Here is a 26,605-nt window from a genome sequence, read left to right as displayed (position 1 = left end):
AGGAGAAGCTAAGGGAAGCGAGGGGTAAACAGATAAGCATTATTGAAATTTATCAATAAGGAATGAAAAGCAAATAGCATTTAATCAATTTACCCCTTTCTTTTTAGGTCAGGCATTGGCTAAACTCTATTGAAAATAGGCTCAAGTCTATTCATATAGTGATTTGATTGATAAAGGTCAATCCTCGCTTGGGTTCCCATACCTGAGCTGAAACCGCCGCCAATCCCTGCCAGGTAATGCTTTCGCTGTCCTTTTGCCCGAGGATGCTTCGTCTATGACTCCAATTATTGCCCAAACAAGCTGGCTGATTCCCCTGTATCCCTTGATGGGAGCGCTGCTGACTATTCCCTGGTCGCCGGCCTTTATTCGTAACACTGGGCCGCGCCCGGCAGGGTATATCAACATTGTGATGACGGCCCTTGCCTTGATTCATAGCCTGCTGGCGTTTTTGGCCCTCTGGGGGAAGTCGTCGCCCCAGTTTTTCTTTGCCTCCTGGCTGGATGTGGCGGGGCTAAACTTGGCCATTCCCTTAGAGGCGTCGCTGATTACCCTAGGGGCCTGCGTGCTGATTACCACGCTGAATCTGCTATCCCAGATCTATGCTGTGGGCTACCTGGAGATGGACTGGGGCTGGGGCCGCTTTTTCGCCATGATGGCGCTGTTTGAGGCAGGCATGTGTGCCCTGGTACTGTGCAACTCGCTGTTGTTTGCCTACATGCTGCTGGAGATTTTGACCCTAGGCACCTACCTGCTGGTGGGCTTTTGGTACAACCAATCCCTAGTGGTGACCGGGGCCCGAGACGCGTTTTTGACTAAGCGGGTCGGCGACTTGGTGCTGCTGATGGCGGTGCTGGCCATCTATCCCCTCGCCCACACCTGGGACTTTCGTGAACTGGCGGCCTGGGCCCAAACTGCAAATGTGGATCCTGGGTTGATCACGCTGATTGGTATGGGTCTGATTGCTGGCCCGATGAGCAAATGTGCTCAGTTTCCGCTGCACCTGTGGCTGGATGAGGCGATGGAAGGCCCGCTGCCCAGCACCATTTTGCGCAATTCGGTGGTTGTGACGACCGGCATTTGGGTGCTGGTGGAGATGGAGCCCGTGATTGCCCTGTCGTCGACGGCCTCGGCCTTTGCCATTGCGGTGGGAGCGGTAACGGCGATCGGCGCGACGCTGATCTCGGCAGCCCAAATCGACATCAAGCGAGTGCTTTCGTACCTCAGCAGCGCCTACATGGGGCTGATGTTTATCGCCCTAGGCGCTCACCAACCCGGTGCCGCTCTGTTGTTAGCCCTGATCTACGCCCTGGGCATGGCGGCTTTGGTCATGGGCGCAGGCTCAATCATCATCAATATCACCACCCAAGACCTGACCCAAATGGGCGGGCTGTGGGGTCGCCGCCCTGTTACCGCGATCGCCATGCTTACGGGGGCGATTAGCCTGGTGGCCCTACCTCCCCTGGGTGGGTTTTGGGCCATGCTCTCGCTAGTGTCTGGCCTCTGGCACAGCGATCGCGGTCTGCTGGTAGCGATCGTGCTGCTGGTGAACTGGCTGATGGCCTTTAGCCTGGCCCGGCTGCTGGGTCTGATCTTTGCTGGCAAGACCCAGCAGATGACGATGCGATCGCCCGAGCCGATCTGGTTCATTGTGCTGCCGCTGGCGATCGTCGCTGGTTTCGCCCTGCACCTGCCCTTGATCATGGCTCAGTTCAACCTGCTGCCCGCCTGGGCTGAGATTAGCCAAGACATGGCTCTGCTGCTCACCTGGTCGAGCATTCTCGGCGCGGCAATTGGCACCCTGCTCTACGTCAACCGCATGGTGGAAGACCCGAGCAAGCTGATTCAAAAGCCCCTGCAAAACCTGCTGGCCTACGACTTCTACACCCCCAAGCTCTACCGCAACACCTTTGTATTGGGGGTGGATGTGCTGTCGCGCATGACCGACTGGCTCGATCGCTACGTGGTCGATGGCCTGGTCAATGCCGTGGGCTTGGCCTCGCTCTTCAGCGGCGAAACCCTCAAATATGGCAACAGCGGACAGCTTCAGTTCTACGTGCTCACGATTGCCCTGGGCGTTGCCGGACTCGGGGTTTTGATGAACTGGCAAGCCCTATCGGCGCTGTTCTAAGAGGGTGAGGAAGGTAAGGAAGGTGAGGAAGGTCGGGAATTGACGTCATCCCCATCTCCCTTATCATCCCCATCTCCCCCATCTCCCCCATCCTCCCCATCTCCCCATCTCCCCATCTCCCCATCCACCCCCTACCCATCCACTCCCATGCTCACCCCCCTCCTCCTAATCCCCCTCCTCGGCGCGATCGCCATCTCCCTTTGGCCCGGCCTCCCCAGCCAGCAGGCCCGCAACGGTGCCCTGCTTGCCTCCGGTGCCGCCCTGCTGTGGACCATTTGGCTGTTTACCCAGTTCGACCTGGCCTTTGGCGGCTTTCAGTTCCACGAATTTTTGCCTTGGCTGCCCGCCCTGGGGCTCAACTATGAGCTCAGCCTGGATGGCCTCTCGCTGCTGATGGTGGCGCTGAATAGCCTGATCACCTGGATCGCCATTTGGAGCAGTAATCCAACCATTGAGCGACCCCGACTCTTTTACAGCCTGATGCTGCTGGTGAGCAGCGGCGTGGCGGGGGCCTTTGTGGCTCAGAACCTGATGCTGTTCTTCTTGCTCTACGAAATTGAGCTGGTGCCCCTGTATCTGCTGATCGCCATCTGGGGCGGTGAGAAGAAAGCCTATGCGGCCACCAAGTTTTTGCTCTACACAGCGCTGTCTGGGGCGCTGATGCTGGCGGGATTTTTGGGCACGGTCTGGCTCAGCGGCGCTAAAGACTTCACCTACTATGCGGTGATGGGCCATGACCTGCCGATGGTGTGGCAGGGAGTGCTGCTGGGGCTGCTGCTGGTGGCCTTTGGCATCAAAATTCCCCTGGTGCCGTTTCACACCTGGCTGCCCGATACCTATGTGTCGGCCTCGACTCCGGTGGCGATGATGCTGGGCGGGGTGCTGGCTAAGCTCGGTACCTACGGTCTATTTCGCTTCGGCCTAGGGCTGTTCCCTGATGCCTGGGCGCAGTTTTCGCCCTACCTGGCGGGGTGGGCGGCAGTGAGCGTGCTCTATGGGGCAGTGACGGCGATCGCCCAAAAAGATATCAAGCGCATGGTGGCCTACAGCTCGATCGGTCACATGGGCTACGTGCTGCTGGGCGGCGCGGCGATGACTGACCTGGCGCTGACCGGAGCCCTTAGCCAAATGGTTTCCCACGGCATTATTCTGGCCATCCTCTTTCACCTGGTCGGGGTGATCGAAACCAAAGTTGGCACCCGCGAACTGGATGTGTTGAACGGGCTGATGAACCCGGTGCGGGGGTTGCCCATGGTCAGCTCCCTGCTGGTGCTGGGGGGCATGGCCAGCGCCGGCATCCCTGGCTTAGTGGGGTTTGTGACCGAGTTTCTGGTGTTCCAGGGCAGCTATGCGGCCTACCCAGTGCAGACCCTGCTGGGGGTAATTGGCACGGGCCTGACGGCGGTGTACTTCGTGATTTTGCTCAACCGCACCTGCTTTGGGCGGCTGGACAATGCGATCGCCTACTTCCCCAAGGTCACCTTCTCCGAAAAACTGCCCGCCTATATTCTCGCGGGGCTGATTCTCTTCCTCGGCATTCAGCCCAACTGGCTGGTGAAGTGGGGCGAACCGACGGCCAGCCTGATGGTGGCTAACATTCCGATCATGACCACTGAGGTCGTCGCCGATGAGGTCATTCAGCAGATCCCCGATGAGGTTCAACCTGATGCCGCGATCGCCTTCCCCGTCGCTACCCTCCCCGCTCTGCCATGACCCAGAGCCCATGGGCTAACGGCGATCGGTTGAAATCAGAGGAAATCCCAGAGCTGTTCGGGAACCAGGCGGTGGGGGCCATCGCGGAGGTCGGCGGGCGATCGCCAAACCGCCTTAAACTGCCGCTTTCCCTCCACCACATCTAAGCTCTCCTGACCGTAGAGCGACTCATCCACAAATCGCCCGTCGTAGACAAACACGATTTCGTGCCCCGGCTCGCCCTCGTAGACAAAGATGTTTTCCACGATGCCCAGCAGCTCCACCCCAGCAATGTCGGCTCCCAGTTCCTCTTTGATTTCGCGAATCGCCGCCGCTGCGCTGGTTTCCCCAAAATCAATACCGCCTCCCAGAGGCCGTGCAAAGCCCCGCTCTTTCACTGAGTCGTAGCTCTCATGCACCAAAATCTCGTCGCCCCGCCGCAGCAAACAGATCGAAATTGGCCGAACTCGCGCTTTTTTGCCCATCGTGAAATCCCTAGTTGAACGAATTTAGCCTACAGCAGTCTGGATGGTGGGCAGTGCCCACCCTACTTCCTCATCATTCATAACTCTCCTACCCATCCACCCTCTACCCATCCACCCCTATGCCCACCCTCACCCAACCCCAAACCCTAATCCCCCCCTCCACCCACCCCCACGCTGATGTGGTTCACCGGCTGGAGGCCGGCGGCTCAATGCTGCCCGACACGCCGGAAAACTTGATGCAGATCATCGGCATCTACAAGGCCTATGCCGTGCCGATGGATTTCTACTGGCGCGACCTGCTCTACATTGCCGAGCGGGTGTTTTTGAATCCGATCCCGGCGTTTAAGTACTTCTTGCCTCAGGAGTACCTTGACCTGCCCAACCACTATGCGGGCGACACCGCCGATCTGCGGATTTGGCGAGGGGAAGCTACGGCCCACCCGGAGCTGCTGGAATTTATGGAAAAGGGCGAGCTGAAGCGCAAGCTGCCCAAACTGTTCCACCACCTGTGGCACGATCGCGTCAACATGGAGTTTGCCGAAGCCTGCATGCGGGCTATGCTCTGGCACCAGGATATGGGCGGGCGGTTCAACGACTATTTATATACCGAGGAATATAAGGCGGCGTGCGATCGCGCCATTCGCGCCTATTTCAAGGGCAATCCGGCCATGCTGGGGCTGCACAAGCTTTTCCCCGAGATGTTCTACGAAAAATGCCGTGAACTCTCCTACTATTCCAATCTGGGCTTGTTCTGGGAAGTGATGGCCCCAGTCTTCTTCGAGATGAGCGACATCTACGATGAAGGCGGCTTTGCAGGCGTCCCCGACGCCATGAACTTTTTGGTCAACGGCATCTTTGCTGTTGCCGGTCGGCCCATCTACCACCACGTCTATGTGGGTGACGAATGCTTTGAGCTGATTCCCAAATCCTGTGGGTTCACCTGGCTGTATGAAGCGGCTTTGCCCTACGTCGAAGCCGTGTTCTATCGCACCGCCCCCTTCCGAGGCACCAAATCCTATAACGCCCAGGCTGGGCAGGTGCCCCAGGATCAAAACGATTTCCACTACGGCATTCTCTATGCCGATGTTTTCCCCGTGGGCAGCGCGGGCATTCCCCCCACCCTGCTGATGCAGGACATGTTGCATTTCCTGCCGCCCTATCTGCTGGAGTATTACCAGCAGCACTGTCGCGGTGAAGACGACATGCTGATTCAGCTGGGGATCACCTTTCAGCGATCGATGTACAACGTCACCTCAGCGGTGATCCAAGCCCTGCGGGCAGCGCTGCTCTACCCCCTAGATGACCAAAACCCTCGCCACCTGATGGCCAACCGCCAGTTCTTCGAAGCCCAAATGGATCGCTTTGTGCGCCCTGAAGCCCGGTTGCGGGATGTTCAGCGGCAGGAATACCGGTAGATGAGTCGATGATGGATGGGTGGATGAGTCAGCGTCCTCGTCACCCCCTCACCCATCCACCCTGTTACCCATCCACCCTGTTACCCATCCACCCTGTTACCCATCCACCCCCATGCCTACCATCGTCGATATTGCTGTCAACACCGAAGGCTTCTCCACCCTGGTTGCGGCTGTTCAAGCTGCTGGGTTGGTCGAAGCGCTGCAAAGCCCTGGCCCGTTCACAGTCTTTGCGCCGAATGATGCTGCCTTTGCCAAGCTGCCCCCCGGCACGGTGCAAACCCTGGTGCAGAATCCGCCCCAGCTGGGCCGCATTCTCAAGTTTCACGTGGTGGCGGGCAAACACACCAAGGATGACTTGATCAAACTCGGTACCGTGGATTCTCTCGAAGGTGCGCCCATTCCCATCCATAGCCCCATTGAGGATGAGGCGTTCGAGGTGAAAAATGCCACGGTGCTCGCTGCCGATATTGAGGCCGACAACGGCATTATTCACGTGCTGGATACCGTCATGTTGATGGGATAAACCTAGGCTAACCTGAGTTCGGGATAAGCCCGGCATCGTTGTGGCCCTCTCCCTAAATCCCTCTCCCTTAGGGAGAGGGACTTTGAGCGCTTCTGGCTCCCCTCTCCTCGTGGGAGAGGGGCTGGGGGAGAGGGCTGCCGGGAAACATCGCTTAACTATGCCTAACCCGAACTGAGGTTAGGCTAGGGAAGCGATTCTGGAACGGATACTCGTTTCGGGTCGGCTCCCGTTTCTGGGATGCCGTAGGTTTTATGCTTCGCGAATCGCGGTCTCCTGATCTGGCTAGATTGAGTGCGTTCTTGCCGGAACTGCATCACTGGGATAGGTATCCTTGGTATAGAGGGTGACATCCTTTGTGAAACTAGCGATCGCATAACCGGCCCCAATGATGCCCCTAACCCGAAGTCGATATGTGACGACCCTGATTGAGGGGTTGTCTAGTTTAGGACTGTTACTAGTGTCTGGGTGCTCGGCCTTGCCTGAGGTAGAGGCTATTGGTGCCCCGTTTAGCGAAACAGAGAATGCCGAGGCTTCAGCCAGTGAGCAAAATTCTTTACCAGCCGTCACTGCTCAAGACGCGCACCAAGCCGCCGCTAAAACCCTACCCACCGCAACCGTAGTTTCTGTGGGCGATGGCGATACCCTGCGTGTGGAGGGGCAGGATGGCCCAGTCACTATTCGTCTGGCCTGTGTGGATGCACCTGAAAGCAGTCAAGCCTTCGGCCCCGAGGCAACGCTGCGGCTGCGGCAGGTAATTTCAACCGGGCAGCCGGTGGAGGTGCGGGCGATTGAGCGCGATCGCTACGGCAGGACCGTGGCTGAAATCTACAGCGGCGGTGAATCAGTTGGGCTGCAACTGGTGCGTGAGGGGTATGCCGTCGTCTACGAACAATACATTTCTGGCTGCGCCGCCACCGCTGATGACTACCGCCAGGCCGAAGCTGCCGCCCGCAATGCTGAGCGCAACTTTTGGAGCCAGCCCAACCCCACCATGCCCTGGGATTTTCGTCGGGGCGAGGCATCCCCAACTCCGACCAATCCACCTCCGGCTGTTGTACCAGTCCCCGTTAACCCGTCTCCGACGGCGGACTCGGCCAACGCACCTGCCTGTGTCTCTAGTGACTGCGACTGTGGCGACTTCACCACCTGGGAACAGGCTCAGGCCGTGCTCAACGCCTCTTCCGGCGACCCCCATCGTCTAGATGGCGATGACGACGGCGTTGCCTGCGAAAGTTTACGCTAAACCCTTCCCCACCTTCCCCAACCCCCTTATCTTCGCCACCTTGCCCATTACCACCGCCGTCGCCGCGATCGCCGCCAGTTAAACCAGTTCTCGGCCCAGTCGCGTCGCCAGGTGCCGTGCTGCCAGCGCTGCCGCTGCCACTCACTCACCATCAGGGGAATGATCTCCGCCTGGCTGGGGGATAGCGTCGGCACCCGATCGAGCTGCGGCAGCGAAATATTTTGGGCGATCGCCAGCGCTACCGTATGCGTGAGTTCGCTGGCTCCGGGGCCGCAAATCTGGGCACCGAGCAGCTGCCCATCGGCCCGCACTATCCACCGGCAAAAGCCTGTGATGTCGCTACCGTAGTGGGTTTTAAGAATTTGGCCGAAAGCTACCTGCACCACAGTCGCTTCGCTGCCGTACCAGCAGCGGGCTTGGTCAGCGGTGAGCCCAATCCGCGCATATTCTGGCGCGGTGTGGAGCAGAGCTGGGCGATGCAAAAAAGACAGCTTGCGCCAGGGTAAGTAAAGGGCATTGTGCAGGGCGATCGCCACCTCCTGGCGATCGGTCGACTCAGCCCAGTAGCCGCCCAGGGCCGGGCCGCAGGCAAACACTCGGGGATGGGCGGTGGCAAGGCGATCGTTCACCGGTAGAGCGGTGGCGACGCCGTGAACTAGTTGGGGGTGAATGCCGATGCTGCTGAGGTTGAGCGGCCCCAAGGCAGGGTGGGAGGCGGTAGCGAGCACCAGGGTTTGAGCCTTGAGTAAGTCACCATCGGCCAGCGGGACCTCAAAGCTATCCTTGTAATGGATCGCGTCTAAGCGAGTGTTGAGCTTGAGGGTTACCCCTGCCGCCTCTAGCAGCGCTTCCACAAAAACCGATATATCAGGGTCCTCGGTGGGGAGCAGCTGGTCGCCTCGGGTGACTAGGGTGGTGTGACAACCGAGTTGAGCCAGGGCTTGGGCCAGGGCGACCGCCGCCGCACTCCGCCCCAGCACGATCGCCGACTCAGGCGGTGCCGCCAAGTCTAGCAATGTGTCGAGGGTGAGGTAAGGGGTCTCGGCCAGTCCAGGAATATCGGGGACGGCAATCGCGGTATTGGGGGTAAGGAGGTAGCCGCGCGATCGCAGTCGCCGTGTCAACGTCGTCACTGCTAAATTTGGCCGGGGGCTAAATTGGCCGGGTTCTAGCACTACATCCACACCGCTGGTAGCCAGGCCATCGAGACTCAGGTGGGGATAGGCGATCGCCTCTAGCGCTCCAATCTGAGATTTCAGCGACTCCCAGGTCTGGCTCTGAGAGGTTCTAGCTTGAGCTAGGCTGGTAAGCACAATCTGCCGGCGAACCTGCCGCTCCACCTCACCCGGAGGCTCAACCAGGGCTACCCGCGCACCCTCCCGCGCCGCCAGGGCAGCGGCCTCGCGCCCCTGCACCGTGCCGCCGAGAATCACTGCGTCGTAGTCAACGGTCATGGTCTCTCCACTTCGTGTTCCCATGAGTTTAGCGCCAGCGCTAGCGGGGGGAGCGGGAGGTGAGGGAGATGAGGCGGGTAAGGAAGGTGAGGGGGTAGGGAGTGGGGGTGAGGATTTGTTGGCTTCTGTGGATTTCTCTAGTTCCCGACCTTCCCTATCTCCTCCATCTTCCTCACCTCCCCTACCTCCTCTATTTAGTCTCAGTAAAGTTTTTTCCCCGCCCTGATGGGTTGCAGCGGGGCAGGTAAGATTTGAAACAAACGCAGCATGGGCGACTATGACAGGCACCACCACTACCCGCGAGTTCGCATCGATCACTGATTTTTCTGACTTTGCCCCGCCAGAAATTACTAGCGATCGCGTTTTGGCCGCCATCGACGTAGGTACCAACTCGATCCACATGGTGGTGGTCAAAATTCAGCCTGACCTGCCCGCTTTCAGCATCATTGACCGCGAAAAAGAGACCGTGCGCTTGGGCGACTTCAATGCAGCCACGGGGGGGCTGTCGGAAGCTGCCATAGAGCGGGCGATTAAGGCGCTAAAACGCTGCTGTGCGATCGCCACCAGCCTCCAGGCCGAAGATATCGTGGCGGTGGCCACCAGCGCCGTGCGGGAGGCTAGCAACGGCCAAGAATTTATTGAGCGGGTTTACACAGAAGTTGGCCTGGCCATCAACCTGATCTCGGGCACCGAAGAAGCGCGGCGCATTTACCTGGGCGTGCTCTCGGGCGTAGAGTTTGATGGCCAGCCCCACGCCATCATCGACATTGGCGGCGGCTCCACTGAGCTGATTTTAGGCACCGGTGAACCCCATCGCTTTCTCAGCAGCACCAAGGTGGGGGCGGTGCGGCTCACGGCCCAATTTGTCACCACTGACCCCATTTCAGATGCTGAGTTCAGCTCTCTGCGAGCCTACGTGCGGGGCATGGTAGAACCCAATACCACCAAGCTTAAGCACCATCTCAAAGACGACGAGCCGATGCAGCTGATGGGGACCTCGGGCACCATTGAGTGTCTAGCGGCGGTCATTGCCGCCGAGCGACTGGGCCTGGTGCCCAACCCTCTCAACGGGTTTCAGATGAGCTACGACGAGATCTCACAGCTGGTTGAAACCCTGCGCCAGGCTACCTACGCCGAACGGCTGGCCCTGCCCGAAATGTCGCCGCGCCGCGCCGAGATTGTCGTAGCGGGAGCGGTGATCTTGCAAGAAACTATGGGGCTCCTCAACGCTGACAGCATCACGATCTGTGAGCGTGCCCTGCGAGAGGGGGTGGTTGTCGACTGGATGCTCACCCACGGTCTGATCGAAGACCGCATGCAGTTTCAAAAGTCGGTGCGGCAGCGCAACATTCTCAAAACCGCTAAAAAATATAAGGTGCACCTCGATCGCTCCGGACGGGTGGCCCAGTTTGCCATGGATCTGTTTGAGCAAACCCGAGGCAGTCTGCACACCTGGGGCAATTTAGAAAAAGAACTGCTCTGGGCCGCCGCCATCCTGCACAACTGCGGCCACTTTGTTAGCCACTCGTCGCACCACAAGCATTCCTACTATCTCATTCGCCACGGCGAGCTGCTGGGCTATACCGAAACCGAGCTGGAGGTAATCGCCAACATCGCTCGTTACCACCGCAAGAGCGCCCCCAAAAAGAAGCATGAGAATTACCGCAATCTGCCCACCCGCTACCACCGGCAGATGATTACTCACCTCAGCGCCCTGCTGCGCCTGGCGGTGGCCCTCGATCGCCGCGGAATTGGGGCTGTTGAGAGCATTCACTGCAACTTTGACGCTGACGCCCACCTGCTGACTATAGAGGTCAAAGCCGCCAACCCCAACGATGACTGCGCCTCAGAACTGTGGAATCTGGACTATAAGAAGGCCTACTTTGAGCAGGTGTTTGAGGTGAAGCTGGCGGCTCAGCTGGTCAGTTGAGGCATTTCAATAGTTAGAAGCCCTAGTAGTCTACCCAGCCAAGGTGACAGGTTAATGGGGGTTCAGGGTTTAAGGTGTCGGGTTCAAGGCAGGTCCTAAACCCGACACCTTAAACCTTGAATCCTAGGCTGTTGAGCCTGTTACAGGCAGCTTGATAAAGTCCTAGTTTGGCGGCCCTTAGTCTGGCTCGGCGCTGGGACGGCGTTGGGCTTGCTGAGGAGATCGACTGGGCAATAGCTCGGGAGAGTCGGCGGTAGGGGTGACCTCTAGCCCAGCCTCGGGAAGTGCGTGAAGGGTGGTTTCTTCGAGCTGGGGAAGCGGGGCATCCAGGTTGCCAGGAAGCGCGCGATTCCCCTCCGGAGAGACCGTGCCATCGCTCTGGTGTTCTCTGCGGCTGTCCTCAAGCTCTATCAATCGGTGGTCTGGGTTGGGCAGGGGGGCGCGATCGCCAGGCTGAATGGCGGGTTGGGGCGTCTGGGCTGATTTGGCGGGGCGGCGGGGCGGCGGCTGAGGCGATGGCTCTTTCGTCCAGGCTTGCCAGGCGGCGCGGGCTCCGGCCATAAACGTTTTGGTGCCGGTGTTGAGGCGTTTGGCTCCGGTCTGGGCGGTGGCAATACTCTGGTTGACCTGCTGCACTACCTGGCCAGCACTCTGTACGCCCTCGGTGACATCGTCGGTGAGCTCCACAATTTCTAGCCCCGTGAGACGAATGGCTTCTAGGGTGGGGGGCAGCTCTCGACCCAGGGTATCAAAGAATTTTTCAGCACTGCGGGCGGCGCGACCCAGCTCGCGCATGGCCGGTATGGCCACCATCAACACCGCCGTCAAACTGATGACAACCAGCAAAAATGATAGAGCTAGCCAAAACAGCGGGTCGGCCAAAATGGGTGCTCCTACTCCTGGGTAGACCCGTTGCTGGCCACGGGTGCGGATTGGCGAAGCTGCTCATATTCTTGGCGGCTGGCCTCTTGACCGGCGGCGATCGCCGCCCGCAGCCGAGTCAGGGTGTGATCCCAGTTGACTAGGGCAGTTTCCGACAGGCGATCGGCCTGGAGATTGACGCTGGTGGCCAAGTCTTCGACCAGCTCAGGCAGGGCATCGGCAGATTTTTTGAGAATGCGTCGGGTTTCGCGCCCGGTGCGGGGGGCCACCAATAGCCCTGCCACTGCGCCGATCGCGGCTCCTAGCAGTACTCCGCCAACAAACCCCCCTGACTGTTTCTCGCCCATAATGTGTTTATCCTGTGGTTGCCAGACCGTTACCCCAATCCTCTGCCCCAATCGCTTGACTCGCTGGGGCTAAGGCAATCCTACCGCCTTTTAGCAGAAGCCACGTTGGCCCTGGGGCTGAACCGGCGGCCCATTCCCAGCCAACGGCTGGCCTGGGGCAGCAGACCCACCATGGCCATGAGCTGTTGCAGGCGTTGAAGCTGTAGCTGGAGTAAGCTGTAGCGCTGCCGGAGGTAGACCGTGCCTGCCTGGCCGCGCAAAATAGCGGGAGGAACAACAATCGGATTGAGGGTGTTGTGGGTATTGCGCTCCCAGGCCGTCAGCGCGTCGGCCACGGCCCCTAAGCTTTTGCTCAACTGCCATACCCGCCAGGCCACGTAGAAGCAAAACAGCGCAATGACTAGATTTAGGCTAACGGCAACCGCAATCACAACTTTCGCCCTATCCTTTAACTGGCTAAATCATAACGACATTCTGGGCCAACCGCCGTATTTCCTGCTGCCGTTAGGAGATCTCCCCGTTGGATACCATTGCTAAAACCCTCGATGTGGATCCCAACCGTGGGATTGATGAACCCTCGGGCCGTCCTCACCTGCCCTACAAAACCCTGACGATCGCCCTCGGTGCTGCCCAGGGCAACACGCTGATCAAACTCGCCCCCGGCACCTATAGTGCCGCTACGGGCGAACGCTTCCCCATCACGGTGCCGGACGGAGTGATGGTTGCCGGCCAGGAATCGACCCAGGGCCAGGGGATTGCGATCGCAGGCGGTGGGCCGGGGCCAGGAGCAACCTCGGTGGGGTTGATTATTCAGGGCCAGGGCCAGCTGCGGGGGGTGACGGTGCAAAACCCCCAGGGCATCGGCATTTTAATGGATGGGGGCGCGCCTCTGGTGCGAGCCTGCCGCCTCAGCCAGTGTAAGGTAGGGCTTCAGGTCGCGGGGGCAAGCCGTCCCCTAGTAGCCAAAACAGGGGTGGATGACTGCGGCGATCGCGGCTTCAGCTTTGTCGAGCAATCTCGGGGCGAGGTGCAAGACTGCACCCTAGAGCGCTGCGGCACCGGCATTTATCTGGGGCAAAACGCTGCTCCCCTAATTCGCGGCTGTCAGTGCTCAAACAATCAGGTCGGGGTGCAGATCGCCGGGGCTGCTAGCCCAGTGCTGCGGCAAAATCGGCTGGTGCAAAACCAAACTGCTGGACTGGTGGTGCAAGACACCGGTCGCCCCGACCTAGGCCAGCCCGATGACCCAGCGGGCAACATTCTGCGCTACAACCGCCAGAGCGATCTGCGTAACGACACCCAACCAGGGCTGACGCTGGTGGGTAACGATGTGATCCCCACGGGACTGGTGGGGATGGTCAATCTGGTGGCGAGCCAGTGGCCTGACCCCGCCGCCGTACCCCCGGTGCTGCTCGATCGCCCCGCCGTTTCCCCTGCGCCCCCCCAACCCTCACCCCCCACGCCGTCGGACGGGCCCCTAGCTCCAGCCGTGCCAGTGCCCAGCCGCTTTACTGACCTGGGCAGCCACTGGGCCACGCCCTACATTGAGGCTCTGGCCGATCGCGGTCTGGTGAAGGGCTACGGTAACGGCACCTATCGCCCCCAGGAAACGATCAATCGGGGCCAGTTTGCGGCGCTGGTAGCTGCCAGCTACAGCAACCTCGACCCGGTGCGGGGAGCTATCACCTTTGTGGATGTGCCGCCAACCCACTGGGCCGCCAGCGCCATCGACCAAGCCCAGCGCAAAGGTTTTTTGAACGGCTACCCCGATCAAACCTTCCGCCCTAACCAGGGCATGGTGCGAGTGCAGGCGATAGTAGCGCTGGCTACCGGGCTGAAGCTGCCCCCGACCCCCGCCAGCGGGCTGGGGGTGTACCGCGATCGCGCCCAGATTCCTAGCTATGCGATCGATGCTCTGGCCAGCGCCACCCGGTCTGGCCTGGTGGTCAACCACCCCGACCCGGAGCTGCTGCGGCCCCTAGAAACCATGACCCGCGCCGAGGTTGCCGTTCTGATCTACCAGGGGCTGGTGGCTCAGGGCAAGGCCCCACCCTTAACTACCGTCGCTATCCCCCCCGCTGCCATGGCTCAAGGATCATTTCCCGATATTCAAACCCATTGGGCGCTGGACTTTATTCAGGGCTTATTAAATCTCGGCCTGGTGCAGGGAGATGAGGCTGGCCGCTTTAACCCTGCCCAACCCATGAGCCGGGCCCAGTTCGCTGCGTTGATGAGCCGCGCCTTTGCCCCAGCTCCCCGCCGACCCGCCCAACTGTTTCGTGATGTGCCCTCGGGCCACTGGGCGGCCGGTGCCATTCAAACGGCCTATCGGGGCGGGTTTCTCTCGGGGTTCCCCGATCAGACCTTTGGGCCAGACAATTCATTGCTGCGGGCCCAGGTGTGGGTGGCGTTAGTGTCGGGGTTGGCCGTGCTGCCCAACCAGCCTGGCAATTTAAGGCTGCTGGAGCGCTACCGCGATCGCACTACTATTCCCGACTATGCGGTGAATGCGATCGCCAAGGCCACGCAACTCGGTTTAGTGGTCAACGTGCCTGACATTGCTCAGCTCCACCCCAACCGAGTGGCCAGCCGCGCCGATGTCTGTGCGGCGGTGTATCAAGCGCTGGTGCTACAGCTGCGGGCGTCGAGGATTGACAATCCGTTTATTGTGCGGGCGTAGGGGGTGGATGGGTAGGGGGTGGATGGGTGGGTTAGGTGACTTTTTCTAGGACTATGAGCAGGCGGGTGGCGAAGATTTGAGGGAGGTGGTTGCAGAGGCGATCGAGCGTCGTCATTAGTGGCAGCCAGGCGGTGGGGTAGAGTTGGGGTTTGGAGTAGCCGCCGGAGGCGACGTAGGAGATGGCGGCGTAGCGCTGGGTCGTGACGATTCGAAATCCGTTCAAGTCTGGGGGGATTTTGGCTGTGAGAAACAGGCGGCTGGCGTTGCCCTGGGCGGCATAGTAGTCAATTTGGCTTGGATTCCAGGCGGGGGGCGCGTACCACTGAATGGGCTGGTTGAGGGCTAGGGGTTCGGGGTGGAGGGCGCCGTAGACTAGCAGACCCAGCAGGCTGACGCAGGGCTCAAACAAAATCACTCGGCCACCGGGGGCCAGCACGCGATTGAATTCTTGGAAGGCAGTGCCGGGATAGCGCAGGTGGTGAAACACATCAAAGAGCACCAGGTTCGACAGGCTGCCGGAGGCAAAGGAAAGGGCGTAGGCGTTCTCAACTCGATCAATCCAGGGGTTGGGGAAGATATCGGTGCGGATACAGCCGGGGATCACCCGCTGAATATCGGCAACGCCGGAACCTAGCTCGACGGTGGGCTGGGGCAGCGGGGCCAGGTAGTTGGCAATGGTTTGGTGAAACGTTTTGTAGATGGCCCGTAGAGCTGGCTTTTGATGCCAGGCTTCGGCATTTTTGAGAATTTCTTGGTTGTGTCGATCAATGCTTCCCGCCGCCATTGCTTCGCTTGCCTCTCCCTTGAGCTTGGATCTAGGCACCATCATAGGCGCTCATTCCCGCGAAAAAGCGGCTGGCTACCGGTAGCACCTGGCTCTCTCAAGGCCGCCGTCTATAGTAGGGTGATGAAATTGTCTGACCCCGAGGTCGAAACTCTCCATGCCCTTGTCCTCCAGCCTGACCACCCGGCGGTTTAGCCTTGGCAAATCCTCCTTTGCGCCCTACCTGGTGCTAAGTCTGTGGGTGGGCCTGTTGCTGTTATTGCGCAGCCCGTTGCAAAGCCTGATGCCCCACGACGAGGGCCTGTATGCCCAGCAGGCTCGGTGGATTGTGGAAACTGGCAACTGGGTTACCCAGCAGTGGTGGGGTGCCCCAGTGCACGATCGCATGATGGGCATTCAGTGGCTGATCGCGGCCTCCTACCAGCTGTTTGGGGTGAGTGAATGGTCGGCGCGGCTGCCGGGGGCGATCGCCAGTTGGGGGGCGGTGATGCTGACCTACGGGATCGGCCTGCGGTGTTTGACGCCCCAAATTGCTCTGTGGGGTGCAGCAATTCTCGCTGCTACCCCGATCTGGATGCAGGCCTCGCGGCTGGCTACTCAAGACGTGCCGCTGACCGCGCTAGAACTGCTGGGCATCTGGGCCTTACTTCAGGCGGAGGCGCAGCCCCACAGGCGTTGGGGCTGGGGGCTGCTGGCAGGCAGCACCGTGGGCCTGGGCTTCATGCTCAAAAGCATTATGGTGATTCCGGTGGTGATGGCCCTGGGGCCATACCTGGTGCTGGAGCATCGCCGCCACCGCCATCTGCTGAATCCGGCGCTTTATCTGGGCCTGGTGGTGGGAATGGTGCCCGCGATCGCCTGGCTGGCTCTCAGCGTGCAGCGCTATGGCTCATTGCCCCTCGAGCGTACCTTTGGCCTGCTGACCAACCTGGCCCAGGAAGACTTTCACAATGTCGGCCCGCTCTACTATTTTTGGAATATTCCCCTCAATGCCTTTCCCTGGCCGTTGCTGGCGGTGCCGGGAGTGTGGCTGGGATGGCAGTCGCCCTACCCGCGCAAAGCGCTGTGGCTAGGGTATCCGCTGGTGCTATTTACCCTGCTGGCCCTGTTTAAAACTCGCACCTGGTACTACCCGCTTCAGCTGCTACCCTTTGTTGCCCTGCTGGCGGCGCTGACCCTGACGACCCTAGGCGCATTTTATCGATCGCATCACCGTCCTCGTCTGGTAGCAGGGTTAACCACTCTCCTGGCTAGTATTGGTGTTGTACTGGTCATCGCAGGGGGCGTGGCCCTGCTGCAACCCCAGTGGTTCCCGGTGGCGGGGCTGTGGCGCTATGGACTGGTGGCGATCGCGGCGGGGCTGGGGTGGCTAGTGCCGCTAGCCGTTTACTGGCGCTACCCCCGACACCAGCGGGCTGAGACCGCTGCCCTATGGCAGGGGGGGTGGCTGCTGGGGCCGTGGGGGGCGATCGCCCTGCTCTACGCCACCGGCCTGTGGGGCAACTACAACCCCGACATTAAGCTGGCACTGACCACGCCACCCCTCCAGGAGATTGTGGCCAACAACCCTATCCATGGCATCTTCAAAACCGTCAGCCCCGCTGAGGAAGATATGGTGCTGCTAACCTTTTACACACCCCAGCCCGGCAGCGCTACTGACAACTGGCAGACCCTAACACCGGGCAGCTACGCCTGGGTCGCCGTCCCTGACTTAGGTGCGCTGCCCGCCGAGACAGTGCGCCTGGGCCAGGTGCGCGACTGGGCGCTAGTGCAGCTTCCTTAACATTTTTAAAGTCTCCGTAGAGCTGGCAAAACTTAGTGTTGTATTAAATACCACTAGAGGCAGTCTAGTGGTTAAGGTCAATCGCTGGTCACGAGCCGGGCGTTGGCCTCATCCTTATTAACCTTGGAGCACTAAGTATGGCTAAGTTTGGAGTGACGATGACGGCAACGGTAGCCCTGGGGGCGATCGCGATTGCAACTACAGCAACCATTGCCCAGGCTCAGTCTCGCTCAGACTGGCTGAGCACTGGCGAAACCATTACCTATGAAGGCTACCTGCTGGCCGATGAGGCTGTGTTTGCCAGCTGCGACGACGACTGTAGCGACCTCGACATGTTTCTCTACGACGCTCAGTCGGGTGAACTGGTGGCCTCAGATACGCTGGTTGACGCTGTTCCTGGGGTAGTTGCCCCCTACGAGGGCAACTTCTTGATTGAGTTGGTGATGGCGAGCTGCAGCGTCGAACCCTGCGCTACCTGGACCGAGTCGGACGCCGGCTTTTAGGTAAAAGTAGAGGTTAAATTTCCAGGAGAGTATCTGAGGAAATCATAGAGGGCAGGGGCGATCGCTCCTGCCCTCTCGTTTTGGGGAATCCCCACTGAATCCCTTGTGTATGAGTGGTGCCTTTCCCTCGGTTAGGGTGCATCCGGCAGGGGCAATCCATTGAGACGCAAAAATGTCAGCTTGTCCCAATAACCGCGCTGAAAGACAATTTTGCCGTCCAGAATATGAAAAAAGCCGCAGCCTCGCAGACCTAAGGGGTCGCGCCATTCGAGAATGGCCCACTCTCCATCCTGAAAAATTTGCTCAACGATACAGACCATGTCGGCCTGGGCAAACGCCGCCGCAAACATAGCTCGAATGGCGTGGCGACCGACAACGGGTGCTTCGGCCACTTGATGGTTAATGGCATCGTCGCTGTAGAAGGCTACTAGGCCTTCCACATCGCGGCGGTTGAATGTATCAACCCAAGCCTTGATGAGATCTCGCGGTTCCATAGTCGTTTACCCAGGTAAGTATGCAATGGCACCTGTTGCTTCACCTGCTTTCTAAGGGGCTGATGCCGATTTATCCCTTGGCCAGTGCTGCTCTAATCTCTAGCCAGTACTGCCAGTATAGGCAAGTACTGATGTGCCCAATGCGTTAGTTAACTGCTGCGATCGCCCTACCTTTTCTAGTAGTTCACGCTACCAAAAAAGGCCGTGTTCCCCGCGTCCGTTAAATTTTCAGCGACTTCCATCGCTATTTTTAGAAAATACGCCATAGTTTGGGCAGTTAGCGGTATCAACGGGGCATTGGCAAACCTATGGCATTTGATGCAGGGCGGTTTTTTCGGGCTTGTAACCCCAGCAAAACCCTCAACCTCACCTCCCCCGCCGACAAACAGTACTACATCGACTTCTCGGCGGTGCGGGGCAGCGATCTGGTAAAAGAGCTGAAGCGCACCATTACTCTGTCGGGGGAGGAGCCCACCTGTCAGTTGTTTACCGGCCACATTGGCTGTGGCAAATCGACAGAACTCTCTCGTCTACAGGGCGATCTAGAGGCAGCGGGCTACCATGTGGTCTACTTTGAGTCGACCGACGATTTAGACATGGGGGATGTGGACATCAGCGATATTTTGCTGGCGATCGCCAAACAGGTCAGCAAAAGCCTAGAGGATGCCCAGCTGCGTTTAACTCCCAGCCGCTTTCAACAGCTAATCAAGAGCACCGCCGATCTGCTCAACTCTGAGGTCACAGGGCTAAAAGTTAAAGGACCTGAAATTGGCGGTATCAAAGTCGGTGGCGACCTGGGTATCAGCGCTGCGGATGGCACCTATTCGCTCTCCCTTGGCATTGGCGAAATTACCACCAAGGCTAAAGACAGCAAAGACGTACGCGCTCTGCTGCGCCAGCACCTGGAGCCGCGCATCAAGACCATTCTTGACATCATCAATGGCGAGCTGATTGACACCGCTAATCGGCAGCTGATCGACCAGGGCAAGGCTGGGCTGGTGGTGATTGTCGATAACCTCGATCGCATCGACAACAAGCCTCGGGTGCAGGACCGCCGTCAGCCCGAGTACCTGTTTGTGGACCGGGGCGACCAGCTCAAGCAGTTGCGCTGCCATGTGATTTACACCATTCCCCTGGTGCTGTCGTTTTCTAACGAAAAGGAGAACCTGACCAATCGGTTTGGGGCTAGCCCTCAGGTGCTGCCGATGGTGCGCACCCAAAACCGCGACGGTAGCGCCTGCGAACCGGGTTTAGACGCTCTGCGCCAGATGATTTTGGCCCGCGCCTTTCCGGAGGTGCCTGCCGACCAGCGGCTGGATCAGCTGGGGCAAATCTTTGACTCGACTGAAACCCTCGATCGCCTGTGTTTGGCCAGCGGTGGCCATGTGCGAAATTTGCTAGTGTTAATCAACAACTGCCTTAGAAAGGCCGACCCGCCGCTCACCCAGGCTCTGCTTGACCAGGTAATTAGCTTGCGGTTGGGCGAACTGAGCAAGGCGATCGAGGTCGAAGAATGGGGTCTGTTGCAGGAGGTGCATCGCACCAAGGCGGTGCGGGGCGAGGGTGAATATCAGGCCCTGCTGCGCAGTTTGTTTGTGTTTGAATATCGGGATGCTGGGCAAACCTGGTTTGACCTCAACCCCGTGCTACTGGCTGCTAAGGAACTCACGCCCAATGCCTGACGTTTCTACCCTGGAGATGGATCGCCACAACCAGCAAGCGCTGGAGGAGCTTTGCCGCCTGCTGCGGTTTTCGCAGGGGGAGTTTGAGCTGATTTTGGCGGTGTGCAACTCGTCGCGGCAGCGGCAGGGGTTGGTGCAACAGCTGCGGCAGCAGTGCAGCGTTGCCTTTGCCGAAATCACCCTTGAGTCAAGCACTACTACCCTATTCACCACCATTCGCAGCGCTATCGGTAGCCCACCTCCCGAGGCCCTAATGGTCTACGGCCTGGATGGGGTGCATGACCAGCGCCATCTGCTCACCGCCACCAACCAAATTCGTGAAGAGTTTCGCCAGTTTCCGTTTCCCCTGGTGCTGTGGCTTACTGACGACAACCTTAAGCAGCTGATTCGCACGGCCCCAGACTTCTACACCTGGGCGAACTCGGTTACTTTTGCCACGCCGCCCGAGTTTTTTCTTGCTTTTTTAAACGAGCTGATTGCCGATGTCTGGCAGCAGGTGGTGGAATCGCGGGAAAACCGCTTTCTCAGTAACCAGGAGCTGGGCCTTACCCCTGGCTCGGCCCGCTGCCGCGAGCTAGAAACTAGCCTGGAGGTGCTGGCGGTGCAGGGTATGGCCCTTACCCCAGAGCAGTCAGCGGGGCTGGCCTTTGTGCAGGGCCGCATTGCCGATAACAACACCCCAACGGCCCGCGAGCACTATGAACACAGCCTGGCTCAGTGGCAGGCATTGGTTGAGCAAAACCCTGGTGCTGAGGCAGTTGCCCAATGGCAGGAGAAGATCGGCCACGGGCAGTTTTATCTGGGCCTGTGGTGGCGTAACTACTCGGTGCGCCACCGCCGCGAGTTCGAATCGGCCTGCCAACAGGCGTGCCGCTACTTCGAGCAGGCCGTACAAACCTTTGAAAGCGCTCAGCGGCCAGACTTCGTGGCTCGCTACATCAACTACTGGGCCGAAGCCTTGCACCGCCTGGAAGCATGGGACGATCTAGAGACCGTTGCTGCTAGGGCTCGGTTGCTGCACCAGGCCCAGGTCGACCCAATTCGGCAGGCCCGGGCCGAGGGCTTTTTGGCAGAAGTTGACTTGGCCCATAAGAACAATATTGAAGCCCAGCGCCATGCCGAAGCTGCTCTGGCTTTGATTCAGCCGTTGGCTGACAGCAGTGCCGCAACCTCGACGGCAGATCGCGATTTCTACGCTTGGGTGAATAGCTTTCATCGCAGTTGGTATGTGTTTTCGCTGGGCAAGGCCCAAATGGGCCAGGGGCAGGTGGATGCGGCGGTGCAAACGCTGGAGCAGGTGCAGCGCATTACTCAGCCGGAGTATGACCCGTTGCTCTACAGCCAAACGCTGGAGTATCTGCGCCAGGGCTATTTTGAGCAGGGCCACTACCTACAAGCGTTTGAGACGCGGCGAGAGAAAGAGGCGATCGAGAGCCGGTTTAACTTTCGGGCGTTTGTAGGGGCGGGGCGGTTACAGCCCAAGCAGCAGATTACTAACCCGGCGCTGCCCACAGGCGATCGCGGCCCCGATTTGATTATGGCCTCGGGCCGCAGGCAGGATGTGAGCCGGTTAATCACCCGGCTGGAGCAGGATGAATTTGTGCTTACCGTAGTCTATGGGCCATCGGGGGTGGGCAAAAGCTCGCTGATTGAGGCGGGGCTGGTGCCAACTCTAGAGCAGCAGCGGTTTGGGGGGCGGCAGGTGGTGCCCGTGCGGCTGCGAAGCTATGGCAATTGGGTGGAGGAAGTGCTGGGCGCTATGCCAAGGCCAGCTGCTCTAGCCGAACCGGCAGGGGAGAAGGTCGCTGACTTAGAGACCCTGTTGTTAAATCTATTGCGTCAGCAGACTCAAGTTAATAGGGTTATCATCCTTATTTTTGACCAGTTTGAGGAGTTCTTTTTTGCCTGCGATCAGCCAGCGGAGCGTCTGCGCTTTTATAACTTTTTGCGCGACTGTTTGACGATGCCGTTTATTAAGGTAGTGCTGTCGCTGCGCGAAGACTATACCCACTACCTGCTGGAGTGCAACCGCCTGACGGACCTGGCAATTATTGACAACAACATTCTCGATAAAAAGTGGCTCTACTACCTGGGCAACTTTAGCCCTGACGATGCCAGAGGCGTAATCAACGATTTGACCCACCTCACCCCATACGCCCCTGCTTCCGATTTAGTGGAGCGGGTGGTGGCCGACCTGGCGGCAGAGGCGGGGGAAGTGCGCCCGATTGAGCTGCAAATTGTGGGCTCTCAGCTACAAGCGGAGGGAATTGCGACGCTAGCGGATTACCAAGGATGGCTCCATACCGGGGCGAACATTAAAGCGGCCCTAGTGCAGCAGTACCTGAACGATGTGGTGCGAGATTGCGGCCCGGTGGCCCACCAGCAGTTGGCGAACCTGGTGCTATATCTGCTAACGGATGATAAGGGCACGCGCCCGCGCAAAACTAGGTCTGAACTGGCCAATGAGTTGCAGGCGTTGACGGCTCAGGCGGCGATGGATGTGGCCCCCTTTGGGCTGGTGCTGCAGGTGCTGACGGAGTCGGGGTTGGTGGTGCAGCTGCCCGAAGCGCCGGAGGATCGCTACCAGCTGGTGCATGACTATTTGGCGGCGTTTATTCACCACCAGCAGCAGCCTCAGCTTGAGGCGCTGCTGGCCGAGTTGGAGGAAGAAAAGCGGCAGCGGCGACGGTTAGAACAGCAAAAAGCAGAATTAGCCGAGAGTAATGAAAATCTTGGGGCAAACCTTGCACTTATGAGGGCTGAGCAGGACGACCTGCAACAAAAGAATAGACGAGCAAGACGGGTGTTAGCAGGTACGGTGGTAGCAGCGGCAGCCGTAGCAGCACTGGCCGGAGGCACAGCCATTACCTCTACCCTGCAGGCAAGATCTGCAAGGGCTCAGACAATCGAAATTCAAGGGAAAGCGACAAAAAAGGAAAAAGAGGCTGACCTGAATGTAATGCGGGCTGTGTATCAAGTGGGTATGGCTACCCTACAAGAAGGAGTAGCCGATCGCCGAGCCGTCCAACGGGAAGCCGAAGCACAGCAGGAAGTTGAAGCCGCCCTGGCCCAACTGTCAGATATTGACCAGAGGGCTAAACAAGAGCAGCAGGTCGCTCAAGCTGCCATTCGAAATGCTGAGGCTCAGGTAGCTGCTGCTAAAGTTGCCAGCGTGCAGGCTAAGGCAGATTTAGCAGTAGCCCAAGAGGCCAGAGCCATCGCCCTTATGGAACAAGAAAGAGCCCGCTACGAAGCTACCCTGGTCAGGCGAGTGACTACTCTAGAACGAGCCGGAATAACGGCGGCTCAAACATTTCGGTTTCGTGAAACAGAGACTCTTTTAGCGGCTTTTAAGGCGACTAATGAGGTGAACACTTTTATTAGAACTGAGGGACTTGCTTATTTGGCCTACAACCCGCTACTGGCGTTGCAAACCAGCTTGAATCAAATTCGGGAAACTCGACTTACTGGTCATGAGGGCTATATCGGGCAAGTGGTGTTCAGCCCGGATGGGACGCAGATTGCCACGAGCGGGGTTGACGGCACGGCACGACTGTGGGACTTGGTAGGGAATCAGGTGGCGCTGATGGAAGGTCATCAGGGCTCCGTCGGGCAGGTAGTGTTCAGTCCGGATGGGACGCAGATTGCCACGAGCGGGGTTGACGGCACGGCACGACTGTGGGATTTAGCAGGGAATCAGGTGGCGCTGATGAAAGGCCATGAGGGCTATATCGGGCAAGTGGTGTTTAGTCCGGATGGGACGCAGATTGCCACGAGCGGGGACGACGGCACGGCACGGCTGTGGGACTTGTCGGGGAATCAGGTGGCGCTGATGAAAGGCCATGAGGGCTATATCGGGCAAGTGGTGTTCAGTCCGGATGGGACACAGATTGCCACGAGCGGGGACGACGGCACGGCACGATTGTGGGACTTGTCGGGGAATCAGGTGGCGCTGATGAAAGGCCATGAGGGCTATGTCGGGCAGGTGGTGTTTAGCCCGGATGGGACACAGATTGCCACGAGCGGGGACGACGGCACGGCACGGCTGTGGGACTTGCAAGGAAATGAAATTACCAGCATTGTTGGTGTTTCGTCAATTTCTTTAAGCCCCTTACAAGACTATATTGTTCTGGCAAACGGCAGTGGTTCTGTGAGGTTATTAACTTGGTCTGACATGAGAACATTCAGGAGTGACATACTGCTCACAGAAGCAAAAGAATTAACCAATGAATTCAATGTCTTTCCGAATAGAGGTACTTACTTCTCAACTCATACCTTTGAAGGAAAAAAAGACCAGGTCATCTCAGTATCTTTAAAGAGTGATGACTTCGATACGTATTTATATTTAGTCGATGCTGAAGGCAATGTTTTAACAAGTGATGACGATAGTGGATTCAATTCCAATTCGCTCCTTGTTTATTCATTGCCTGCTGATGGCTCTTACCAGATAGTAGCAACCACTTATGTTGAGGGTGCTATCGGTAGCTATGAAATTGCAATTAATATTGAAAACACCTCTACTGTTCTGACAGGTCATAAGGGCCCTGTCTGGCAGGTAGTATTCAGTCCGGATGAAACGCAGATCGCCACGAGTGGGGCCGACGGTACGGCACGGCTGTGGGACTTATCGGGGAATCAGATGGCGCTGATGAAAGGCCACCAGGGCTCTGTCGGGCAGGTGGTATTCAGCTCGGATGGAACGCAAATTGCCACGGGCGGGGCTGATGGCACGGCACGGCTATGGGACTTGTCGGGGAATCAAGTGGCGCTGATGGAAGGCCATCAGGGCTCTGTCGGGCAGGTGGTGTTCAGCTCGGATGGGACACAGATTGCCACGCATGGGGCTGATGGCACAGCACGGCTATGGGACTTGTCGGGGAATCAAGTGGCGCTGATGGAAGGCCATCAGGGCTCTGTCGAGCAGGTGGTGTTTAGTCCGGATGGGACGCAGATCGCCACGCGCGGGAACGATGGCACAGCACGGCTGTGGGACTTGTCGGGGAATCAAGTGGCGCTGATGGAAGGCCATCAGGGCTCCGTTGGGCAGCTGGTGTTTAGTCCGGATGGGACGCAGATCGCCACGCGCGGGGACGACGGCACGGCACGGCTGTGGGACTTGTCGGGGAATCAGGTGGCGCTGATGAAAGGCCATGAAGGCTATATCGGGCAAGTGGTGTTCAGTCCGGATGGCGCACAGATCGCCACAGGTGGGGCTGATGGTACGGCACGGCTGTGGGACTTATCGGGGAATCAGGTGGCGCTGATGGAAGGCCATCAGAGAGGTGTTTGGCAAGTGGTGTTCAGTCCGGATGGGACGCAGATTGTCACGAGTGGGGTCGACGGTACAGTACGGCTGTGGGACTTGTCGGGGAATCAGGTGGCGCTGATAGAAGGTCGTCAAGGAAGTGTCGGGCAGGTGGTGTTTAGTCCGGATGGGACGCAAATTGCCACGGGTGGGACCGACGGCACGGCACGACTGTGGGACTTGTCGGGGAATCAGGTGGCGCTGATGAAAGGCCATGAAGGCTATGTCGGGCAGGTAGTGTTCAGTGCAGATGGGATGCAGATCGCCACGGGTGGGACCGACGGCACGGCGCGGCTGTGGGACTTGTCGGGGAATCAGGTGGCGCTGATGAAAGGCCATGAGGGCTATGTCGGGCAGGTGGTGTTCAGCCCGGATGGGACACAGATTGCCACGAGCGGGGACGACGGCACGGCACGGCTGTGGGACTTATCAGGGACTCAGGTGGCGCTGATGGAAGGCCATCAGGGCTCTGTCGGGCAGGTAGTGTTCAGTCCGGATGGGACGCAGATTGCCACAAGCGGGGACGACGGTACCAGCCGCATCTGGGCCTCAAATGGCCAACAAATTGCTCAGTATGAAGGCTACAGCACCCTGCGCGATGACTGGCGGTACATTGCCGTTGCCTTGGAGGCTGATCGTTTACGGGACAAAGGCGTAGTTAAGCTTTGGCCTGTTTACACCCTCGATCGCATTGATGAGCTATTAGCCGCTGCCTGTCAGCGTCTGACCCCTTATCTAACTCATAACCCCGATATCAGCAACGAAGACCGTGCCCTATGTGGCATTCCACCCCGTGAGGATGAGTAATCACTTATCTTCCAAAATGCTCTACCGTCATCTGTGCCAGGGGCGGCATTTTAACGCAGGCAATGCCGTCAAAGAAGCCGAACTCGTTATGCGCGACTACTCCGAACGCATTTTGCTTAGCGTCGCCACCCGCTACGGCAAAGACAGCGACGAATACGAAATGGCTGGGGGTGTGCGAAAGAGCGATCGCAAGCGCCCTATCCGCAAACCCAAACTGGCTGCGTAACGCCAAAAGGACAGTTGAGCAGAGTCGTTCGTTTTGCGTCTCCCAAAGGGAAAAAGCTACTGTTCCTTAAAATTCAGCCCAGCAGCAAGGGTGAGAGAAGGTCAACTTCCCCCACCCTTGCTCATTAGATATAGCTAAAGCCGGTTAGGTTAGGACACGGCTTGCTTAAGGATTGACTCCATGGCAGCGCGCAAGCCATCGTCATGGGGAAGGAGCTTTCGAATTCGGCTTTTTAACCAACC

19 protein-coding genes are annotated in these 26,605 nt (G+C 58.6%); 12 read left to right on the top strand and 7 right to left on the bottom strand.

The window, feature by feature from the left end:
- Positions 1–274: 274 nt before the first annotated feature.
- Together H6F75_RS09665 and H6F75_RS09660 are read left to right on the top strand one after the other, a co-directional pair.
- Entirely contained in the window at positions 275–2,128 is a 1,854-nt protein-coding gene (locus H6F75_RS09665; RefSeq protein ID WP_190751586.1) for an NAD(P)H-quinone oxidoreductase subunit F, read from the top strand.
- Between the two features lie 147 nt (positions 2,129–2,275).
- Positions 2,276–3,841, top strand: a complete 1,566-nt coding sequence (locus H6F75_RS09660) for an NADH-quinone oxidoreductase subunit M (protein WP_190751583.1) — start codon at positions 2,276–2,278, stop codon at positions 3,839–3,841.
- Between the two features lie 35 nt (positions 3,842–3,876).
- Here the strand turns inward: H6F75_RS09660 and H6F75_RS09655 are convergent, their stop codons facing one another.
- Positions 3,877–4,305: an NUDIX hydrolase gene (locus tag H6F75_RS09655; protein WP_190751581.1), complete on the bottom strand. Its 429-nt coding sequence runs from the start codon at positions 4,303–4,305 to the stop codon at positions 3,877–3,879.
- A 119-nt stretch (positions 4,306–4,424) separates the two neighbouring features.
- Here H6F75_RS09655 and H6F75_RS09650 point away from each other — a divergent pair, with 119 nt between their 5' ends.
- The 3 genes from H6F75_RS09650 (at position 4,425) to H6F75_RS09640 (ending at position 7,486) form a co-directional block, all read left to right on the top strand.
- Positions 4,425–5,720, top strand: coding sequence for a CO2 hydration protein (locus tag H6F75_RS09650; protein WP_190751579.1), 1,296 nt, complete (start codon positions 4,425–4,427; stop codon positions 5,718–5,720).
- A gap of 112 nt (positions 5,721–5,832) precedes the next feature.
- Complete coding sequence (locus tag H6F75_RS09645) at positions 5,833–6,243, top strand: fasciclin domain-containing protein (RefSeq protein ID WP_190751577.1); 411 nt, start codon at positions 5,833–5,835, stop codon at positions 6,241–6,243.
- A gap of 457 nt (positions 6,244–6,700) precedes the next feature.
- Entirely contained in the window at positions 6,701–7,486 is a 786-nt protein-coding gene (locus H6F75_RS09640; RefSeq protein ID WP_347710632.1) for a thermonuclease family protein, read from the top strand.
- 47 nt (positions 7,487–7,533) lie between these two features.
- On the opposite strand, the gene H6F75_RS09635 is transcribed toward H6F75_RS09640, so the two are convergent.
- Complete coding sequence (locus H6F75_RS09635) at positions 7,534–8,940, bottom strand: FAD-dependent oxidoreductase (RefSeq protein WP_190751573.1); 1,407 nt, start codon at positions 8,938–8,940, stop codon at positions 7,534–7,536.
- A gap of 277 nt (positions 8,941–9,217) precedes the next feature.
- Here H6F75_RS09635 and H6F75_RS09630 point away from each other — a divergent pair, with 277 nt between their 5' ends.
- A complete protein-coding gene (locus H6F75_RS09630; protein ID WP_190751570.1) occupies positions 9,218–10,870 on the top strand; it encodes a Ppx/GppA phosphatase family protein in 1,653 nt (550 codons plus the stop codon).
- Between the two features lie 177 nt (positions 10,871–11,047).
- Here H6F75_RS09630 and H6F75_RS28985 read toward each other — a convergent pair whose 3' ends face one another.
- The 3 genes from H6F75_RS28985 to H6F75_RS09615 form a co-directional block, all read right to left on the bottom strand.
- On the bottom strand, positions 11,048–11,752 hold the full coding sequence (locus tag H6F75_RS28985; RefSeq protein ID WP_190751568.1) for a DUF948 domain-containing protein: 705 nt from the start codon (positions 11,750–11,752) through the stop codon (positions 11,048–11,050).
- Between the two features lie 11 nt (positions 11,753–11,763).
- Complete coding sequence (locus H6F75_RS09620; protein WP_190751566.1) at positions 11,764–12,099, bottom strand: YtxH domain-containing protein; 336 nt, start codon at positions 12,097–12,099, stop codon at positions 11,764–11,766.
- Between the two features lie 80 nt (positions 12,100–12,179).
- Positions 12,180–12,530, bottom strand: a complete 351-nt coding sequence (locus tag H6F75_RS09615; protein ID WP_190751564.1) for a hypothetical protein — start codon at positions 12,528–12,530, stop codon at positions 12,180–12,182.
- A gap of 89 nt (positions 12,531–12,619) precedes the next feature.
- Here H6F75_RS09615 and H6F75_RS09610 point away from each other — a divergent pair, with 89 nt between their 5' ends.
- Complete coding sequence (locus H6F75_RS09610) at positions 12,620–14,779, top strand: S-layer homology domain-containing protein (protein WP_190751562.1); 2,160 nt, start codon at positions 12,620–12,622, stop codon at positions 14,777–14,779.
- Positions 14,780–14,810: 31 nt separating this feature from the next.
- Here the strand turns inward: H6F75_RS09610 and H6F75_RS09605 are convergent, their stop codons facing one another.
- Positions 14,811–15,608, bottom strand: coding sequence for a methyltransferase domain-containing protein (locus H6F75_RS09605; protein ID WP_242019852.1), 798 nt, complete (start codon positions 15,606–15,608; stop codon positions 14,811–14,813).
- Between the two features lie 112 nt (positions 15,609–15,720).
- Here H6F75_RS09605 and H6F75_RS09600 point away from each other — a divergent pair, with 112 nt between their 5' ends.
- Both H6F75_RS09600 and H6F75_RS09595 read left to right on the top strand, forming a co-directional pair.
- Positions 15,721–17,346 carry a glycosyltransferase family 39 protein gene (locus H6F75_RS09600; protein ID WP_190751560.1) on the top strand — a complete coding sequence of 542 codons (1,626 nt, stop codon included), beginning with the start codon at positions 15,721–15,723 and terminating at the stop codon, positions 17,344–17,346.
- 137 nt (positions 17,347–17,483) lie between these two features.
- Positions 17,484–17,849: a hypothetical protein gene (locus H6F75_RS09595; protein ID WP_190751558.1), complete on the top strand. Its 366-nt coding sequence runs from the start codon at positions 17,484–17,486 to the stop codon at positions 17,847–17,849.
- A gap of 131 nt (positions 17,850–17,980) precedes the next feature.
- On the opposite strand, the gene H6F75_RS09590 is transcribed toward H6F75_RS09595, so the two are convergent.
- A complete protein-coding gene (locus H6F75_RS09590; RefSeq protein ID WP_190751556.1) occupies positions 17,981–18,343 on the bottom strand; it encodes a nuclear transport factor 2 family protein in 363 nt (120 codons plus the stop codon).
- A 308-nt stretch (positions 18,344–18,651) separates the two neighbouring features.
- Between H6F75_RS09590 and H6F75_RS09585 the strand changes: the two genes are divergently transcribed.
- Genes H6F75_RS09585 through H6F75_RS09575 form a run of 3 tightly spaced genes read left to right on the top strand, consistent with a single transcriptional unit; the run spans position 18,652 to position 26,363 of the window.
- Positions 18,652–20,025 carry an AAA family ATPase gene (locus H6F75_RS09585; protein ID WP_190751554.1) on the top strand — a complete coding sequence of 458 codons (1,374 nt, stop codon included), beginning with the start codon at positions 18,652–18,654 and terminating at the stop codon, positions 20,023–20,025.
- Positions 20,018–26,137, top strand: a complete 6,120-nt coding sequence (locus H6F75_RS09580) for a hypothetical protein (RefSeq protein WP_190751552.1) — start codon at positions 20,018–20,020, stop codon at positions 26,135–26,137. Before H6F75_RS09585 ends, H6F75_RS09580 begins: the two co-directional genes overlap by 8 nt.
- A complete protein-coding gene (locus H6F75_RS09575) occupies positions 26,130–26,363 on the top strand; it encodes a hypothetical protein (protein ID WP_190751550.1) in 234 nt (77 codons plus the stop codon). Before H6F75_RS09580 ends, H6F75_RS09575 begins: the two co-directional genes overlap by 8 nt.
- Positions 26,364–26,605 lie beyond the last annotated feature (242 nt).

Source organism: Nodosilinea sp. FACHB-131, assembly GCF_014695395.1.
GTDB lineage: Bacteria > Cyanobacteriota > Cyanobacteriia > Phormidesmidales > Phormidesmidaceae > Nodosilinea.
This window is presented reverse-complemented; position numbering and strand designations above follow the sequence as displayed.